We start from the raw sequence: 18688 nt of genomic DNA, 5'->3' as shown, positions 1-18688 counted from the left end.
CCGTAGGTGCGACAGAAAACAAACTATCTTGCTTTCTATCGCACCTACGGCGCTCTTTTAATCGTTCAAGTACATGATTCTTTACTACCAAACTGTCGCTCCTACGGAGCTACTGTTAAAGTGGTGCCTCTTGAGAATTCTCAAGTAAAAAGGCATATTATTAACGCATAATGCCTACAGCTCTGCGCCTACAGCAGAATCTTCCTAAAATTTCTTCTGTAACAAATATCACTTTTTACCATTTTTCTCTTTGATAATTTTGGGCATACTTAATCACTTAGATGTATGCGTAATATTTTTCAAATAGTCATTTTCTTTATTTTTCCATTGGTCTTACAGGCACAAACGGATAGTAGTTTTGTCGGAGCATTGTCCAAAGGGAATATTACATGTCAGGTAAGAGTGATGTCCATTTCGACTTGGAATAAGGACGATCTCAGCGATTATTCGGCTGGCGCTATTGGACTTACGCTTGGCTATCAAACTTTATCATTCAAGGGTTTTCGATTGGCTATCTCTGGTAGTTTGACACAACAGATATATGCTCCTAACTTTTCGATTCCTGACCTTAAGAGTCTTCAGTTAAATCGTTATGAGTGGGGGATGTTTGATTTTACCAATCCTAACAATAAGGATATGCTTTTGCGTTTACAGGAACTTAATTTGCAGTATCGCACCAAGAAGGTCCAAGCATTGGTGGGTAATTATATCCCTCAAAATATCTTCTTAAATGCCCAAGATGGACGTATGAGTCCAACTTTGGTGCAAGGGCTTTCCTTTAAATATATTCCAAGTAGTAAGTGGCAAATTGGTCTTGAAGCTATCACAGGAATGAATCCGAGGTCGGCAGTAAAATGGGTTTCTGTGGCAAATTCCTTTGGGATTTATCCTGTAGGATTAAATCCAGATGGTACCAAATCGCAATATGCGGGTCATACCACCACCAAGGGTATAGGTATTGCTGAGGTGATGTTTAAACCAAATGCAAAGTGGCAAATCTTGGCGAGTGATATTTTAGTCGAAAATGTTTTTCATACGGCCTATCTCAAAACAGAATACCGCAAATCTATTTGGAACAACCAACAGCTAATGTTGGGAGGATTGCTAGCAACACAGCGACAGCTTGGCAATGGTGGGAGCGAGGTAGCTAGTCAGGTATATTTTACCAAAGAAAATAAGCCCATTATTATAAATGTCAGATTAGGTTTGAAAGATAAAAAATGGGAAGGCTCACTCAATTTCGGGCGTATTACCGCACAAGGACGTTATCAGATGCCGCGTGAATGGGGCGTAGAGCAATTTTATACTTTTATTCCCAGAGAGCGCAATGAAGGTTCAGGAGATGTATGGGCGTATACCGCCAAATATGCTTATGCTTTCTCCAAAAATTGGAAGCTTGAGACTGCCTATGGGTATTATAACATGCCAGATGTAAAAGATACTCGACTGAATAAATATGGCGTTCCAGATTATTCGCATACGATGCTTAATGTGCAGTATAATTTTCAGGGAAATTTGAAAGGACTAACACTGCAAGCGCTTGGCATATACAAAGCAAATCAGGGCTTGGTCTATGACAATCTCAAATATGTCCAAAACAAAGTGGATATGAGCCAGTTGAATTTGGCGGTTAATTATAAATGGTAAGTGATTTGAAAATTAGAGAATTTGAAGATTTGAAAATTGATTCATAAATAATTAATAGTCAATAATTTAATTTTTTAATGGGGCTTTTCTAGGAGTTTTGTTTTGTTCAGAGGCATTCCCATCATCCGCATTTTAACGTAGTGGCAACCCTTGCGGTTGCCATCACTACTAATTCACAATACAAAATTGACACATGGTATGGAAAATAAAATGAGATTTTCACCTAACAAATGGAAAGTATTTGGCGCCTTAATCGGTGCTATTGGAGGATATTTTTATTGGTCAGAAATAGGTTGTTTGACTGGTACTTGTCCCCTCAAATCGCAATGGCAAACGATGGTGCCGTATGGTGCAATACTCGGTTTTACGATTTCTGGAATCATAACTGATATTTTGAAAAAGAAATGAAAGCCTACAAAAATGGCTTGAGGCAAATGGGGAAAGAGGATTGTTATGATTTATCCTTAAATTGTGCAAAAAATACCTTCTTTTCACATTTATTCTATTCATTATGTTATTATCCAAAAAACTTAAACTTGTGCTTGTAGGCGTGTTTTCACTGCTTACGTCAGTATCTTTCGCTTCGACCGTTGATAGTTTGGATGTTCCTAGCGCTGCCATGAACAAAACTTACAAGGCAGCAGTGGTACTACCTAACTCCTATGCCAAAAACAAAGCTTCTTATCCTGTGCTTTATTTGCTTCATGGCGGAGGCGGGCATTTTAGGGACTGGCTAACGTCTACGCCTGATAAAATGCTGGTCAAAAACTTAGCAGACCAATACAATATGATTATCGTAATGCCCGAAGGCGAAACTTTTGGCTGGTATTTAGATAGTCCTTACGATGCCACAAACAAATTTGAAACCTATATTACCAAAGAAGTCATTCAAAAAATTGATAATACCTACAGAACGGTTAAGGATAAAAAAGGAAGAGTTATCACAGGTTTATCGATGGGTGGTCACGGTGCCATGTATTTGTCTACTCGCCATCCCGAATTGTTTGCTGCCGCAGGAACGATGAGTGGTGCTATGGATATGAATTATACCAAATTCAAGATCAATGAGGCTTTTACCCAATCGCTCAAAGATAGATTCCAGAAATTACTTGGTACTTCGGATGTAAGTCAGGAAGTGTTTTTCAAAAATTCTGTAGTGAATATGGCGGAAACAATTAAAGCCAATAATCTGCCAGTGACAATTGATTGTGGTGTCGATGATTTTTTGATAGAAGTAAATCGTGAATTGCATCGACGTTTAGTCTACAACGGAACACCACACGATTACACTGAGCGCCCAGGAGCACATACGTGGGAGTATTGGCAAAATTCTTTGCCGTATCATGTATTGTTTTTTCATAAAGTTTTAAAAACAAATGGTGTAACTGTAGAATAGAAAAACGTATAACCGCCTCAAAGATTTGCTTTTGAGGCGGTTTGCGTTATCATCGGTTTCATTTGCCCATTTGAAAATATTCTACTACCTTCAAGCACATAAAATACGTTTACTAATTCCTATTTTAATAATTTCTACCCAACATCTACCATGAGAACAAACACCAGCCTATCATTTATCAGTCTACTATTGCTGTTATTTTCATTTAAAACTAGCTTTGGACAATATGGTATTCGAGCCGACGGAGTAGTTTATGTCAAGAACCGAGAAGCGCCTATCAAAGGATCAATCAAGTTTACAGATCACTACACCAAAGTGTCGATTTTAAAAGAAAACGAGCAATATACAACCTTGCCAATTTCACAAATCGATTCAGTCAAAACGGAAGGCAAGTACCTATTTGTAGTCAAAGAGTTTAAAGAAAATCCAATTTTATTAGAAGCGAGCGTCATTGCACCTGTGTCACTATTTTTCAGTAGAAAATTACAGTTGTATTTTTATTCAAAAGGTAAAGAAGTCGTCCTGATTCCTAAAGAAAAACTTCGAGGATATTTGCTCGTCTTTTTTCCTGATTTTTCTTACACTCCCAAATTGAGATCAGCAGGCTATCAGAAAATAAAATACAAGGAAGAGTACCTGTCGCAGTTAGTTACTACCTACAACGAGGAGATTTATCCAAAATATTATCCTAAGGTTTACCCGTTGCCGAGTCAGAGATTAAAGGCTTCTATTTCGCCTTACTTGGGTGTTGCAACAAGTGTACATAGCCTTTCATATTCGCATACAACTGATCTGCTTCATTATGACATCAATGCTCAACCACAATTTGGAATCAATGCTGAATTTGAAGGAAGAAGTAGAACCTCATTTGGTGTGGATGTTTTTTGGACAAAAATCTATGGCGAAATACCCTATAAATTAGGAGTGCCCTACACCAGTATGGAAGAAAAATATCAATACAATAGTGTAGGAAAATTTGATATTTCTGGCATAGGTATAGATACCAAATTTAAGTATGCATTGAGTGACTTGAACAATACCAAACATCAGTTTAAGATATTTATTGGACCATCATTTTTTGTTCCAATGGAGGGCAAAATAACAGCTTATAGTACAATTCCACGTTATGTGGCTCCCGATGTAATTTATAAACCAGAATTATATAGAGAAGATACAAAACCGAATTTGAATGTTTTTTACGGGCTCAATATTGGGGTAGATAGTCGATGGAAAATGACTCCAAAATATGATTTGCACGTAGAAGCTAAAGCAAAATATTTACAAATGCCAAGGTTTGATTCCAGACTGATAGGGGCATCTATAAGCTTTCAAACCAGCACTTTTCAGCTTGATTTAGCAATGTTCCTTTCAAAACGATAGAATCACGATTGTAGATTTCAGGTTGTATTTCTTCAATTTTTGAAAAGAATAAACTATACTTCCGAAATCCAACATCCGACATCTGAAATAATTACTTCTAGCGGGCTTTCAAAAGAAGTAAAAAAACGCTTGTTTATCCAAAAAATTAATTAATCCAACGGGTATTCAAGCGTTTCTCCTTACTTTCGTAGTCAAATAAAAGGCATTAAACATGATGGATATTCTAGTAATTGAAGACGATTTAAGAGTTTCGGAGCTAATCAAGCGAGGTTTGGAGGAGCAAGGTTTTTCGGCTACAGTAGCGTACGACGGTGTTATGGGGAAAAAATTAGCCCTTCAGCATCCTTATGAGTTGATTATTACAGATATTATTTTGCCTAAGATGGATGGTCTCGAATTGTGCAAGCAATTGCGAGAAGCAAACCTCGAAATTCCTATTATCATGCTCACTGCCTTGGGTACAACCGACGACAAACTCGAAGGCTTTGATGCTGGTGCTGATGATTATTTGGTAAAGCCATTTGAAATAAGAGAACTGATGGCACGTATTCGGGTGCTTCTCAAACGTCAAAGCAAAACTCCACAGACTTACAGCAATGTGCTCAAATACGATGAGTTAGAATTGAATCTCCAAAACAAAACGGTGAAAAGGGGAGAAGTAGATATCGATTTAACTCCCAAGGAATTTAAGTTGCTAGAATATTTACTTCAAAATCCAGAAAGAGTCCTTTCTAGAACTGAAATTGCAGAAAAAGTTTGGGATACTCATTTTGACACGGGTACAAATTTTATCGATGTGTATATCAATTACCTGAGAAAAAAGATTGATAAAAGTTTTGAGAAAAAATTGATTCACACCAAATCAGGCATGGGCTTTATTCTTAAATCAGACTTATGAAAATTCGGACCAAAATTAGCCTTTTGTTTATCTTTTTATCAGTCATTATTTTGTTCGCTTTTGCGAGCCTAATATACCTTTCTGCTAAAAGAGATAGAGAAGTCCAGTTTTTTACCAGACTCAAAAAAGAGGCTGTAACAAAGGCCAATCTCTTTTTTGATGCCCAAGTAAGTGCTAAAACCCTTCAAAGAATCTATAAAAACAATCGCCAGACTATCAGTGAAGTGGAGGTAGCGATTTATGATTCTACCTTTAACTTGGTATATCATGATGCCTCAGAACTGGATTTTGTGAAGGAAACCAAAGAAATGATGCACGCCGTTTTTAGTAATGGACAAGTGCGTCTACAGAAAAACAATTGGGACATTATTGGTATTAAATACAAGTACGAAGGGAAAAAATATCTAGTAACAGCTGCCGCTTATGACCAGTTTGGCTACAATAAATTGCAGACACTTTTTGAAAGTACCATTGCATTTTTTGTGCTTTCAATCATCATGATTTACATCATCGCTTATTTCTTTGCGCTTCATGTGCTTGACCCTATCAGAGAAATGACCGATAAAGCCAAACAAATTTCAGGTACCAATCTGGATCTTCGATTGGTGACTACACCAGATAAGGATGAATTGACAGAATTAGCTGAAACTTTCAATCAAATGCTAAACCGATTGGAAAATTCGTTTGATGCCCAAAAAAGCTTCGTCTCCAATATCTCGCATGAATTACGTACTCCACTGGCAGCCATCGTGGCAGAACTGGAACTAACCAGCGAAAAGGAACGTACAAATACCGAGTATAAATTGGCTATCCATAATGCCCTCAACGACGCCCGAAAAATGGTACGTTTGTCTAATAGCCTCCTCGATTTTGCCAAAGCAAGTTACGACCCGTCTGAAATATCATTTCGTCTTGTTAGAATTGATGAGCTGATTTTGGATGCTTGTTTGTTGATTCAAAAATCAAATCCAGATTATAAGATTGATATTCATTTTGAAGAAGATTTTGAAGATGATAACCAAATCTCAGTCAACGCCAACGAATATCTGCTTAAAACGGCTTTTGTGAATTTGATGGAAAATGGCTGTAAGTTTTCTCCTGAAAAACAAATGTTGGTAGCTATCTTTTTTGACAAAAATGGCATTTTAGTTTCTTTCGAAGATCATGGGATTGGTATTTCAGAAAAAGACTTGGAAAGACTTTTTACGCCATTTTTTAGAGGAGAAAACAAAAGCCATGCCGATGGAAACGGCATAGGACTATCACTTACCAAACGTATCGTAGAACTACATGGCGGTACTATACAGGTAAGGTCTATAAAAACTCAAGGAACAACATTTCTTGTTCATTTACCATATACCTATTAATTTCATCTATACCTTTTAGTGAAACAACTTATAATTCTTCTATTTTATCGCACTTTTCTAATAATTTTCTAATTTTTTTCTATTAGAGCTCTAACAGCCTTTCTTAATCGTAAAATATAGTTTTGTACCGCTATACGATGACCCTCAAAGCAATGATGAAGAGAATAAAAATAGTCCTTTTACTCTCGCTGGTAGTCGGCAAAGGTTATGCTCAAAATGTGATAAGCCTAACACATGCCCTCAAAACTGCCACCGAGCAAAACCCCTATATGAAGGTGGGAGCTTTAGGGGTTGACGCATCCAGAGCCGATATTGTGACGGCTAAGTTGCGCCCCAACCCAATACTCAATAATCAGTCTTTACAGGCTCTTAGGCCTTCACAACTCGCCAATAATCCCAAATTGCTTACAGGTGAAAGTATGCAAACTTGGTGGCAGTTGACCAAAGAGTTTCAGTTGAGCGGGCAACGTAAAAATCGCATCGATTATGCTAACCAAAATGTCAAATTAGCGGAAAAAGAATACGCCGAATTTCAACGAGGTCTTTATACAGACGTTGCGTTCAAATGGGTTGAAGCTTGGAACACAAGAAAGCAAATCGATTTGTTAAAAACAGCTGTAAATAATATCGATACTTTGGTAACGATTAATAGCTATCGTTTCAAAAAACAAATTATTACTGAAACCGAGCTTTATCGTACTCAATTGATTGCCAAGCAATATAAAATTCAGATTTCTGAGCTAAATCAGGAGTTAAGACAGCAATTGAACGAACTGCAATTGATGATTGGTGCCAAAGAAAATTTGTCTATTTCAACTAGTGCTGATCTTGGTGTTGATAGTTTTCTGAAAGTAGATTCCTTGCTGGCCGATGCCTACGCAAGTAGAACAGATTTACAATATTTTCAAACGAGACAAGGCGTAATGGAGTCGAATATCAAGTTGCAACAATCTTTGGCTTTTCCTAAAACAGAGGCAGGGTTTATTTATAACCCACAAAATACATTGCCATATTTCGGGATTTATGCCACTGTAGAATTGCCATTTTTTGATAGAAATCAAGGCGAAATCAAAAAGGCAAAAGTACAACGAGAACAAGCGATTACACAAATTGAAGCCGTACAGAATACCATCCGAACTGAAGTTCAAAACGCAAGTTTGCAAAGAGAAACTAATCAAAATAACCTGAAGAGTTATGCTTTGATTACTGAACAAGCCGATCAAATCTTGAAAAATGTTCGCTATTCTTATTCGGTCGGAGGCACTACAATTATCGACTTTTTGGAAGCACAAAGAAGTTGGCTTGAAACGCAGCAACAATATACCAATCTATTGCATAAGTATCACCAAAGCCAAATTCAGCTATTAAGTGTTACAGGTTTAATCAACAAATTGGCACAATAATGAAAAGAATCTTATTCATAGTATCTCTAGTTTCGCTTTCAATTTGGGGGTGCAAAAAAGAAACAAAGAATACCAACAACGATATTCAGTCGCCATCGGTATCAAAGGATGGTGTTACCATTTCGATTCCAGATAAACAAAGTGCTGCATTTTTCAAAACAGAAACGGTAGCTAGTTCGCTTATTTCGGCAGACTTAACGGCCCCTGCGCAAGTAGTGGCAACAGTAGTGGCTGATAAAGTGGTTTTGTTTAGCAATCCTGATTTAACATCAGATTATACCGAACTCTTGAATCACCAGTCTGCCATTGCTCAACGCAAAGCGGTGGTATTGCAAAAACAATCTGTAATTGCTCAGAAAGACGCTATTATCAAACAAAAGCAAATTGAAATTGAGCGTTTTGAAGACTTGAAAGCCCATGGTTCGGCAACAGGCAAGGACGTTTCGGATGCTCGTACAGATAAGTTGTTGGCAGAAAGTGAAAAGTCAATCGCACAATCAGAAAAAGCCAGTGCCGAAGCTGATTTGATTGCCGAACGCAGTTTGATTATTGAGCATAGTACCAATCTGAAAGTGGCAGGATTTGACCCAGAAACCTTGATAGATTCGCCTGTAGGAAATGGGTGGATTATCGCAGATGTTTCTGAAAACCAGATTCTTAAAATCCATAAAGGTGCAAAATGCCAAATTAGATTTACGGCCTATCCTGAAGAAAATCATGTGGGTATCGTCAATGGTATTGCAGATGTAATGGATAATACCAGCCACATGACTAAGGTAAGAATCTTGATCAATAACAAACAAGCCAAATTCCGTTCAGGGATGTTTGCGTTGGTTTCATTTGGGATTAGTGAAGGTCATTTTATCAGTGTAGATAAAAATGCGTTGATTACCGTTCAAGGTAAAAACTTTGTTTTTGTGAAAAAGGACAACAAAAGCTTTGAACGCAGAGAGGTACACACTGGACAACAAATTGGCGATCGTGTAATCATTTTTAGTGGTTTGCAAAACAACGAACAGGTAGTAAATACGGGTGCTATTCAGCTCAAAGGCTTGTCGTTTGGATATTAGAGGTGGCTCTTAGCTTGAATGTTTAAGTTAAAAGCTTGTTGAACGGGGTTTTTATAAAAGGTATAATTTGATTTTTCTCCCCAACACCACGTATGACTTTTAGAGAAAAAATCTTGAAGAATGACTTTTCAGACTTGTTGTTTAAGAGAGGTCATAAAAATTATGTGCATCCATCAAAAGTAGCGCAGTTGTTTGAAACCCTGCCTTTTGAAAATGCACTGAAAGCATATTTAGCTTTTGATGAGGAGAGTCAAGTCAATGTTTTTGCGTATCTCGATACTGTTTTACAACAAGATTTGTTAGAAAATTTTTCGAGCAATAAAGCAAGTCATCTTCTTAGCAAACTCAACTCTGATGATAGAATGATGTTTTTATCGTCTTTGAAAGATTGGGAACAAACGCGCTATATTAATTTGCTCAATCAAAGTCAAAAGGAACTAACTCATAATTTGTTAGGCTATCCCAAAGACAGCGTTGCGCGTATTATGAATACCAATGCCGTAACTATTCAGCAAAACAAAAGCGTATCGGAAGCCATTGATTATATCCGTCAAAATTATACAGATAGCGAAACCGCAGATGTGATTTTTGTCGTAGACGAAAAAAATAAATTGATAGACGACGTACCAATTCGCCGATTGGTATTCAATGAGCCAGACCAACGAATAGGGGAACTTTTAGACCACTTTTGTCCAAGTTTGACTATTCAAGAAAATCAAGAAAGTGCAGTAAGTATGTTTAAGGAATACGACAGAGTGACATTGCCTGTCGTAAACGAACAAAATGTGCTCTTGGGAGTGGTTACGATTGATGATATTTTGGACGTAGCCGAAAGAGAAAATACCAAGGATATTCAGAAAATAGGTGGTTTGGAGGAGTTGGATTATCCTTATGTGCGTACACCTTTCTGGGACTTGATTAAAAAACGAGCAGGCTGGTTGATTGTGTTATTTTTGGGTGAAATGCTTACTGCCTCTGCTATGGGGCATTTTGAAGCAGAGATTGCCAAAGCTGTGGTTTTAGCACTTTTTGTACCCCTCATTATTTCGAGTGGAGGCAATAGTGGTTCACAGGCAGCCACTTTGATTATTAGAGCGATGGCATTAAAAGAAATTACCCTCAAAGATTGGTGGTATGTAGCTCGTCGAGAATTATTTTCGGGCTTGACCCTTGGCTTAGTGCTAGGTGCTATTGGCTTTATTCGAATTGCTTTGTGGCAAAATATGGGCATTTTTGATTACGGTCAGCATTGGGTATTGGTAGGCTGGACAATCTTTTTCTCGCTGATTGGTATCGTGCTTTGGGGTACACTGACTGGCTCATTGATTCCGATGTTCTTGAAAAAACTTAAACTTGACCCAGCTACTTCATCAGCACCATTTGTCGCAACATTGGTCGATGTCACTGGTTTAGTAATCTATTTCTCAATCGCTTCCATCATTCTTAAAGGTGCAATACTATGACACAGGTACAGATTTTCATAGATAAAGACGACCTCCTAGGTTCAAAATATGTGTATGATGTTATTCTTAAACATCTCATAGGGCATAATGTGGCAGGCGCTACTGTATTTGAAGGTTGGATGGGTTTTGGGAAAAACCATATTCTCAAGAAACCACACGATTTGTTGTCATTCGACCATCCACCTCTGATGATTTCTTTTGTAGATGAGGATGAAAAAGTAGAGGAGGCGCTAACTTCTTTAAGAGAAATTTATAAAGGAGGATTGATTGTAAAATCAAAAGTTGAAGTAGTGTAGCTTCAAAAGGTCAAATTAAGTAATTCAATTGGATAAACTTCCGAAATTCTATATTCCAAGATGGTAAAAAAGTTAATCATATTTTCATTAAATAACCGCTGGGTAGTAACTGGTATTGGTATTTTGGTGATGCTTGTCGGCTATTGGTGTTTTACTCAACTCAAGATTGAAGCATATCCAGATATTGCAGATACCAATGTAATTATCGTAGCCAAATACGAAGGACGAGCAACCGAAGAAGTTGAGCAACAAGTAACAGTGCCAATCGAGCGTGCTTTGCAGAATACGCCAAACGTATTAGACCGCCGTAGTCGTACAATTTTTGGTTTGTCGGTAGTACAATTGACTTTCCAAGATGGTACAGATGATTACTTTGCTCGCCAGCAGGTAATGGAGCGCTTAGCTACGGTTGGCTTGCCTGATGGTGTTCAGCCAGAATTGGCACCGCTTTCAACGGCAGTAGGAGAGATTTTTAGATATGTGGTTGAAGCGCCAGCAACGTATTCTCCGACACAATTGAGAGATTTACAAGATTGGGTGATTAAGCCTTATTTATTACAAACTAAAGGTGTTGCTGACGTAGTAACTTTTGGGGGACCTCTCAAGCAGTTTCATATTTTGACCAACCCTGATAACCTTCGTAAATACAAACTCAGTATTTCTGATATTGAAGAGGCGGTTTCAAAAAATAATCAAAACTCAGGAGGTAATATCCTCGAACGTGGAGGACAAGGTTTTGCAGTGCGTGGATTAGGTACGATTAAGACTGAAAAGGACATTGAAAATATCGTATTAAAGTCTGAAAATGGCGTGCCTATTTATATCAGAGATGTGGCTTCGGTTGAGATAGCTCCGCCGCCACCAAGTGGTATTTTGGGTTATAATATTCCTGCTGAAAAAGTAGCAGTAAATAGTGGAGTAGAGGGTATTATTTTGTTGCGTCGTTATGAAAACCCAAGTGAGTCCTTGAAGGATTTACGAGAAAAATTGACCGAATTACAAGAAAAAGAATTACCCGCAGGCGTCAAAATTCGTCCTTTATATGACCGTAGTTTTTTGATTGATAGCTCATTGCATACAGTAGGTAAAACACTTTTTGAAGGAATTAGCATTGTAATTGTAATTTTGATTTTCTTCCTTGGTAATTTCAGAAGTGCCTTGGTGGTAGCCGTTACGATTCCATTTTCTTTGCTGTTTGCCTTTATCATTATGCGATTGACTGGCATTCCTGCCAACCTCTTATCGTTAGGAGCGATTGACTTTGGGATTATTGTAGATGGGGCCGTTGTAATGGTAGAACACCTCATACGGAATTACCAAAAGGCAAGTCATGAAGAAAAGAAAAAAGGTATTATCGCCTTGACCATTCAGTCTGCTAATGAGGTTTCAAAAGAGATTTTCTTCTCAGTAAGTATCATCATTTTTGCTTATATGCCAATTTTGATGATGACACGTGTTGAAGGCAAACTGTTTAGCCCAATGGCTTTGACCTTGTCGTTTGCTGTAATTGGTTCGATGGTATTTGCCTTGACAGTGATTCCTGTGTTGACTTCCTTTATTTTCCAGAAAGTCATTAATGAAAATCATGAAATCAAAGAACATCACAATTTTGTATTGACCTTCTTTGATAAAGTATATGCAAAACTCCTTCATGGCATCGCTCGTTTTTATAAACAAACTGTGGTGGCTGGTTTTGTAGTTGTTATTGCTTTGATTGGTTTGGGTGGTTTTCTAGGCTCTGAGTTTTTGCCAGAATTAGATGAAGGTTCGATTTTCCTAAGAGGCAATTTCCCTGCGGGAATTACCATTCAAGAGAATGCTAAATATGCACCAACGATTCGTTCAATTATTTCCAAATACCCACAAATCTCATTTGTGATTACCCAAACAGGTCGCAATGACGATGGTACAGACCCATTCCCAGCCAACCGTAATGAGATTTTGGTAGGCTTAAAAGATTACAAACTTTGGACGGATACAGTTTCTAAAAAGGAATTAGTTCAGTTGGTGACAGCCGATTTGGAAAGAGCCTTGCCAAGTGTAAAATTCACTTCTGGTCAGCCAATCATTGACCAAGTAATGGAAATCGTGACAGGTTCGGCAGCCGATTTGGCAGTATCTGTTGTTGGTGACGATTTATCGTTAATGCGAGGAAAGTCAGAGCAAATTGCTGAGATTGTCAAAAATATGAAAGGTAGCAAAGGCGTAAATATTGAACAAGAAGGCTCACAGGAGCAACTAGCCATCAATATCAATCGAGAGCAAACTGCCCGTTATGGCATCAATGTATCTGACGTCCAAAATATGATTGAGGCCGCAATCGGTGGAAAATATGTTTCGGTACTTTATGATGGAACTAAGCGATATGACATTTTGGTACGCTATCTGCCACAATACCGCAATAACATCGACGAAATCAAGAAGTTGTTAGTGAGTTCATCGTCAGGAGCTTTGATTCCTATGAGTGAGTTGGCAGATATTCGTTTTGTCGCTGGTCAGACCAATATTTACCGCTATAACAACAAACGAATGATTACAGTTAGAACCAACATCCGTGGACGTGACCAAGGTGGTTTTGTAAAAGAATTAAAAGATAAAATCGAAAAAGGAGTAAACGTACCAAAAGGATATGAGGTAATATATGGTGGTCAGTACGAAAACCTTGAGCGAGCAGGTAAACAATTAGCTTTTACGATTCCACTGACGATAGTCTTGGTATTTGGATTGTTGTTTATGCTGTATCACAATTTACAAGATACCTTATTGACGATGTCATGTATTTTGTTTGCCTTAGCAGGTGGTATTTCAGCGCTGTTATTACGAGGCTATTACTTCAATGTATCGGGTGGTGTGGGTTTTGTGTCTATTTTCGGTATCTCGGTAATGGCAGGGGTCATATTAGTCTCAGCGCTCAACCGAGCCATACACGCCCTAGAGGTAAGTCAAGATACGATTAATAATGTTGCTAAAGAGCAATTGAGAGCCATACTTTCCATCCTTGTTTTAGCCATCTTGGGTCTAATTCCTGCGGCAGTATCCACGGGAATTGGCTCGGATGTACAACGCCCATTGGCAACAGTAATTATTGGAGGGCTAATCAGTACGCTTATTTTTACCCCAATTCTGATTCCTCCGTTGTTTTATTGGGTAAAACAAAAAAAGGCTGATTCTTCTAACTAATTATTAATGTGATTTCTCAATAAAGCCATTGAAAACTTAAAATAAATCTCTTTCAACTATATTTTAATTTCCATTTAAAACCTCAGATGGCGTTTTTTATCGTCATTTGAGGTTTTTTTGTCTACATCTTAGATTTAATTGAACCATTGCAATATTATTTAGATTTATTCTAAATAATATTGCAATTCGTTTTTATTTTAGTCAAATTTGAGCTGTTATTTATAATTAGACTTAATAAAAATGAAAAATCGCTACTCTTTACTACTCATCTTATTCCTGTTTTCACAACATGTATTTTCACAAAAAATAACAGGTCTGGTTCACAACTCCCATAACGAACCTATTGCAGACGTATCTGTTTCTATTCTCAAAACCACTAAAGGGGTATCAACTGACCCAGAAGGAAGGTTTCAAATAGAGGGAGTCTCAACGGGACGTTATACCCTCAAATTCACTTTCGTGGGTTTTGAGCCTCTTTTCAAGGATATCACTGTAGACAATCAAAATTCCCCTAGTTTGGATATTGAGCTTACAGAGACCTCAGAGCAATTACAAACGATTGAAGTAGTGGGTCGTAAGGAAACAGAATATAAAAACTCGGTTTCCTTTGTCGGTACCAAAACAGCAACGGCCTTGAAGGATGTTCCGCAAAGTATCAGCTATGTCACGAAGGAACTGATTCTAGATCAAGGAGCTTTTCGATTGAATGATGTCGTAAAAAATATGAGCGGAGTAACGCAATTTTCGTTTTATAATGACCTCACCGTAAGGGGTCACAGAATTCAAGGGGGGCAAAACTCGTCGATTTTGGTCAATGGGCAACGTGCTTTTACCAGTTTTTGGAAACAACAATTAATACCACATATAGAAAGGGTAGAGGTAATCAAAGGGCCTGCCTCGGCCTTGTTTGGAAACGCCTCCGCTGGTGGTACGATCAATAGAGTTACCAAAAAACCATTAGACGAAAAAGCTCAATCTATTTCCACAACCTTTGGAAGTTTTAATACGATGAGAGCCCTAGCTGATTTTACAGGACCTTTGACACAAGATAAAACGGTATTGTATAGAATCAATTTAGGCTACGAGAATTCAGGTTCTTTTAGAAATATGCAGTATGACAAAAACCTAATTATTGCGCCAAGTCTATCGTTTTTACCAAGTAAAAATACCCGAATCAATGCTGATTTAGTCATCCAAACCTCAGAAGGTAGACTCGACCGAGGACAATCAGCTTTAGGCAATGGGGATTTGTATTCGACCTCAATAAAGACTTCCCTAAATAGTGTAAACGATTATTTGAAAGAAGAGACGTATAATTTCACTTTAGGTTTTTCTCAAAAGATTACCCATAAATTAGTGTTCAATGCTTCTTATATGCACAGTAATTACAATGAAGATTTGCTTGAACACCGTTCTGCCAATACCTATGCAAAAGACGGCAAAGGTGCTGTAATTCCTTCCCAAGTTGAAATGCAGGTATTTATCCGTAAAAGAACCTACAATGCGGATAACTTCACAGGCTACTTTAATTATGATTTAGAAACAGGGCGTTTGAAACATAAGCTGTTATTAGGATATGATTATGCACAGCAAGAGCTAATGCCTGGAGGTTCTCAATTACAAGCAAGAGGTTACAGAAATGCTACCAACACTGGCGCAATTAATACTTATAACCCTGCACAGTCAAGCAGGTATCTATTGGATGCTAGTGGTAATCCTGTGCCGAATGTACCTCATTTTGATTTGACGGCGAGCAACCCGTATGTCTTTAGAGATATGTCAAAGTATTTTTATACGGTTGTAAATTACGATCCTGAATTTTTAAGAACGCAAGGGGTTTATTTGCAAGACCAGATTCAAATGGGGAAATTTCAGGCCTTATTAGGTTTACGTCAGGATTATTTTACCGATATAGTAGGTTATAATACTTCAAATGCGACAGAGGTAACACAACACGCTTTTTTACCAAGACTAGGTTTAGTGTACAGCGCCAATCAGCATATTAATGTGTATGGAACTTATGTAAATGGTTATCAACCACAAACGGCATCGGTAATTAGTAATCCACTCGCTGGTGGGCCATTTGACCCATTGATTAGTCGACTTTATGAAGTTGGTGCCAAATCCGAATGGCTTGATAAGCGCTTGGTCGTTTCAACTGCCATCTATCACCTATTGGTGAAAGGGCAATTATACAATGCTGGAGAAGCAGGAAACCCAGATAAAATGATTCAAATGGGAGAGGAAATTTCGAAGGGTGTTGAACTCGACGTGGTGGGCTACATCGCTCCTTACTGGACCATCACTGCAAATTATGCATTCAATGATGCTAAAATCACCAGTAGTACTACCGAATCAGATATTGGTCGACAAAAGCCAAATGCACCAAGACATCAAGGAAATGTGTGGACAAAATATACCATTCACAAAGGAAGTTTATCTGGTTTGGGCTTAGGTTTGGGTACAAACTACGTGGCAGATCGCTATGGGTCAATTTTTGATGCAGGAACTCAGCCACAGGTATTTCCAGCTTATCAGTTGTGGAATGCTGGTATTTATTACAACCTTAAAAAAGTAAGACTTCAATTGAATTTGAATAACCTCACGAATAAAACCCATTGGGTTGGAGGATATGATTATTTGAGAGCTTTTCCGGGCGCACCAAGAAACTTTTTGATGACAGTAACTTACAACCTTTAATAAATTGCAAGTCGTCCATAATTTAGTGAATTGAGATTGAGTGAGTGATTATTTTTAAATCTACATTCCATAAGTAAAGCATGCAATGCTTTGCCTCTGCGGATATATGATTATAGAATATAGTATCAAAAAAGGTGTTCGAAAAACTCATTTCGAACACCTTTTTGATTAATAGTAAAGAAATGCCTAATGTTTGAGTGCCTTTTTCCCAATAAGGACAAATGAGAGGTCTCTATTTTCAATCATGCATTCCAAAATTATGGATGACTCATGTTTTTGTTAAATATTTGTTAAAGGCCAAAATAAAACTTGTGCCTAAAACTTTATATTTAATATTTACGCAACCAAAATACTCTACCTATGAAACGTACCTATTTTCTACTAATTCTCCTCATGTTGTCTGTTTGCTTTACTCATAAAGCACAAAGTCAAGAACTAGATTATGCTAAATCTCGTGAGTATTGGGTTGTTGACGAAAATCAAAACCCTGTAGTTTCAAAGGTATTTGCATTGCCTTCAAGTACGACAAGATCAGACGTTTACGAAGTAGTCATGACGTTTGTTGCACTAAATTATGCGGCGACAAACTTTAAACTCTTGTATGCTGATAGTACCAAGGGAAAATTTATTATAAATGCGAATTATCCGCTTGTATACTCAACAATGAGTGTTTGGCATTCATTAATTGTTGAAACCCGTGGGAATAAAATAAAGGTTTCATTTACCTTAAATTCTTTGGAGAAACCCTACTTTTTTAGACCAGATAACTTTCCAATGACTGAATTTCTTTCGATAGCAAATGAGTACCCAATAAATCAAGATAAGCCTAAAAGAAAACCACAGGAACAAACTTTTCTTGCCGCAGTTCAGAAGTCATTAGATTTGTTGGGTAATTTTGAACGAACACTAGCGAAAGTAGTGACCGCTAAAAATGCCGATTGGTAGTAGTTCGACAAAACTAATTAAAATTTAATTTTATTTATTCTGTTACTGAAGAATACAGTGTTTATTTGCAGGAAAATGAAGGTTATCATCTATTTAAAACACAAAATCAACTATCAAAACCTATGAAAAAAGCGATTATTATCTCTGCACTTTTGCTATGTTCCACATTAGCAGCAATGAGTCAAAATGTCGATGAGAAGCTCTCAAGTATCCAAGGGAAATGGGTGCTAGACGACAAAAAAAATGTAACCATCCAACGGATAATCGAAGCTCCTTCTCTCAGTAAAGAAGAAATCTATAATCGTGCGCTGAACTTCTTTGCCTACCATTACATTGAGGAAAATATCAAAATAATCAACGTGGACAAATCTCAAGGACTAGTCGTTGCCAGAGGTGTATTTGATAACTTGCATAACAATTCCAAAGGCTGGCATGCCATCAGAATTGATGTGAAAGATGGGAAAGCTAGGATTTTAGTAACACTGACAGAATATCAATACCCAAAAAATATCTCTACAGATGGAGTCTTTAATACTTGGGCTCATTCCAGAGTAAGTGACGAAGTTCCTATCAATGCAAAGGGCGGTAAGTATGTTTATTGGGGTAATACTTTTTACAGTTTCTTTACAAAAGCCACTAGCTTAGTAGATAGTTTTGAGATAGCCATAAAAGAAGGAAATACCTCTAAAGAGATTGAAAGTAGTGCTTGGTAATGTTTTTTAACTAATATATCTCATCTTGGTTTATAACTAGTAGTTTAAATAAGTTAAAATACTAAAGTAAGTGAGCAAAATTAAATTATTTTGCCTGCTTTAGGCAGCCGTAGACTAAAGGTTAAAACGTATTTCTCATAAAAAGGGAAGATTTTACTTTATGCCTATAACTAATAACCTAAAGCCTATTAATTCAATTTTATTTTGCACGATTACTAAATTAGCTTTTA

General features: G+C 37.5%; 14 protein-coding genes. All 14 read left to right on the top strand.

The annotated features are described in order from the left end of the window. Positions 1-285: 285 nt before the first annotated feature. The 14 genes from QM481_RS05820 (at position 286) to QM481_RS05755 (ending at position 18458) form a co-directional block, all read left to right on the top strand. The gene (locus QM481_RS05820; RefSeq protein WP_283381028.1) at positions 286-1647 is read left to right on the top strand and encodes a hypothetical protein; all 1362 of its coding nucleotides are present in this window, start codon (positions 286-288) and stop codon (positions 1645-1647) included. Between the two features lie 198 nt (positions 1648-1845). Next, complete coding sequence (locus QM481_RS05815) at positions 1846-2055, top strand: DUF6132 family protein (RefSeq protein ID WP_283381027.1); 210 nt, start codon at positions 1846-1848, stop codon at positions 2053-2055. Between the two features lie 103 nt (positions 2056-2158). Further along, on the top strand, positions 2159-3043 hold the full coding sequence (locus tag QM481_RS05810) for an alpha/beta hydrolase (RefSeq protein WP_283381026.1): 885 nt from the start codon (positions 2159-2161) through the stop codon (positions 3041-3043). 150 nt (positions 3044-3193) lie between these two features. Continuing rightward, on the top strand, positions 3194-4423 hold the full coding sequence (locus QM481_RS05805) for a hypothetical protein (RefSeq protein WP_283381025.1): 1230 nt from the start codon (positions 3194-3196) through the stop codon (positions 4421-4423). A 214-nt stretch (positions 4424-4637) separates the two neighbouring features. Beyond that, positions 4638-5321, top strand: a complete 684-nt coding sequence (locus QM481_RS05800; protein ID WP_166552774.1) for a response regulator transcription factor — start codon at positions 4638-4640, stop codon at positions 5319-5321. After that, positions 5318-6688 carry a HAMP domain-containing sensor histidine kinase gene (locus QM481_RS05795; protein WP_283381024.1) on the top strand — a complete coding sequence of 457 codons (1371 nt, stop codon included), beginning with the start codon at positions 5318-5320 and terminating at the stop codon, positions 6686-6688. Before QM481_RS05800 ends, QM481_RS05795 begins: the two co-directional genes overlap by 4 nt. A 152-nt stretch (positions 6689-6840) precedes the next feature. Next, positions 6841-8091 carry a TolC family protein gene (locus QM481_RS05790; protein ID WP_283381023.1) on the top strand — a complete coding sequence of 417 codons (1251 nt, stop codon included), beginning with the start codon at positions 6841-6843 and terminating at the stop codon, positions 8089-8091. Continuing rightward, positions 8091-9161, top strand: a complete 1071-nt coding sequence (locus QM481_RS05785; protein ID WP_166552754.1) for an efflux RND transporter periplasmic adaptor subunit — start codon at positions 8091-8093, stop codon at positions 9159-9161. The genes QM481_RS05790 and QM481_RS05785 overlap by 1 nt, the downstream gene beginning before the upstream one ends. Positions 9162-9253: 92 nt before the next feature. Continuing rightward, complete coding sequence (gene mgtE, locus QM481_RS05780) at positions 9254-10624, top strand: magnesium transporter (protein WP_283381022.1); 1371 nt, start codon at positions 9254-9256, stop codon at positions 10622-10624. Beyond that, complete coding sequence (locus QM481_RS05775; protein ID WP_283368653.1) at positions 10621-10920, top strand: DUF190 domain-containing protein; 300 nt, start codon at positions 10621-10623, stop codon at positions 10918-10920. The genes mgtE and QM481_RS05775 overlap by 4 nt, the downstream gene beginning before the upstream one ends. A 60-nt stretch (positions 10921-10980) precedes the next feature. Continuing rightward, entirely contained in the window at positions 10981-14100 is a 3120-nt protein-coding gene (locus QM481_RS05770; protein WP_283381021.1) for an efflux RND transporter permease subunit, read from the top strand. Between the two features lie 240 nt (positions 14101-14340). Further along, positions 14341-16800, top strand: a complete 2460-nt coding sequence (locus tag QM481_RS05765; protein WP_283381020.1) for a TonB-dependent receptor — start codon at positions 14341-14343, stop codon at positions 16798-16800. Positions 16801-17160: 360 nt separating this feature from the next. Then, positions 17161-17745, top strand: a complete 585-nt coding sequence (locus tag QM481_RS05760; RefSeq protein ID WP_283381019.1) for a hypothetical protein — start codon at positions 17161-17163, stop codon at positions 17743-17745. Between the two features lie 122 nt (positions 17746-17867). After that, positions 17868-18458, top strand: a complete 591-nt coding sequence (locus QM481_RS05755; RefSeq protein WP_283381018.1) for a DUF4468 domain-containing protein — start codon at positions 17868-17870, stop codon at positions 18456-18458. Positions 18459-18688 lie beyond the last annotated feature (230 nt).

This window comes from Flectobacillus rivi, assembly GCF_030056655.1.
GTDB classification, from domain to species: domain Bacteria; phylum Bacteroidota; class Bacteroidia; order Cytophagales; family Spirosomataceae; genus Flectobacillus; species Flectobacillus rivi.
Note: the sequence above shows the minus strand (reverse complement) of the source record. Positions and strands in the feature narration are given on the sequence as shown.

Excerpts from the sequence above, each read along its gene's own strand:
- QM481_RS05820 (WP_283381028.1), top strand. The coding sequence starts at position 286 with ATGCGTAATATTTTTCAAATAGTCATTTTCTTTATTTTTCCATTGGTC.
- QM481_RS05815 (WP_283381027.1), top strand. The coding sequence starts at position 1,846 with ATGGAAAATAAAATGAGATTTTCACCTAACAAATGGAAAGTATTTGGC.
- QM481_RS05810 (WP_283381026.1), top strand. The coding sequence starts at position 2,159 with ATGTTATTATCCAAAAAACTTAAACTTGTGCTTGTAGGCGTGTTTTCA.
- QM481_RS05805 (WP_283381025.1), top strand. The coding sequence starts at position 3,194 with ATGAGAACAAACACCAGCCTATCATTTATCAGTCTACTATTGCTGTTA.
- QM481_RS05800 (WP_166552774.1), top strand. The coding sequence starts at position 4,638 with ATGGATATTCTAGTAATTGAAGACGATTTAAGAGTTTCGGAGCTAATC.
- QM481_RS05795 (WP_283381024.1), top strand. The coding sequence starts at position 5,318 with ATGAAAATTCGGACCAAAATTAGCCTTTTGTTTATCTTTTTATCAGTC.
- QM481_RS05790 (WP_283381023.1), top strand. The coding sequence starts at position 6,841 with ATGATGAAGAGAATAAAAATAGTCCTTTTACTCTCGCTGGTAGTCGGC.
- QM481_RS05785 (WP_166552754.1), top strand. The coding sequence starts at position 8,091 with ATGAAAAGAATCTTATTCATAGTATCTCTAGTTTCGCTTTCAATTTGG.
- mgtE (WP_283381022.1), top strand. The coding sequence starts at position 9,254 with ATGACTTTTAGAGAAAAAATCTTGAAGAATGACTTTTCAGACTTGTTG.
- QM481_RS05775 (WP_283368653.1), top strand. The coding sequence starts at position 10,621 with ATGACACAGGTACAGATTTTCATAGATAAAGACGACCTCCTAGGTTCA.
- QM481_RS05770 (WP_283381021.1), top strand. The coding sequence starts at position 10,981 with ATGGTAAAAAAGTTAATCATATTTTCATTAAATAACCGCTGGGTAGTA.
- QM481_RS05765 (WP_283381020.1), top strand. The coding sequence starts at position 14,341 with ATGAAAAATCGCTACTCTTTACTACTCATCTTATTCCTGTTTTCACAA.
- QM481_RS05760 (WP_283381019.1), top strand. The coding sequence starts at position 17,161 with ATGAAACGTACCTATTTTCTACTAATTCTCCTCATGTTGTCTGTTTGC.
- QM481_RS05755 (WP_283381018.1), top strand. The coding sequence starts at position 17,868 with ATGAAAAAAGCGATTATTATCTCTGCACTTTTGCTATGTTCCACATTA.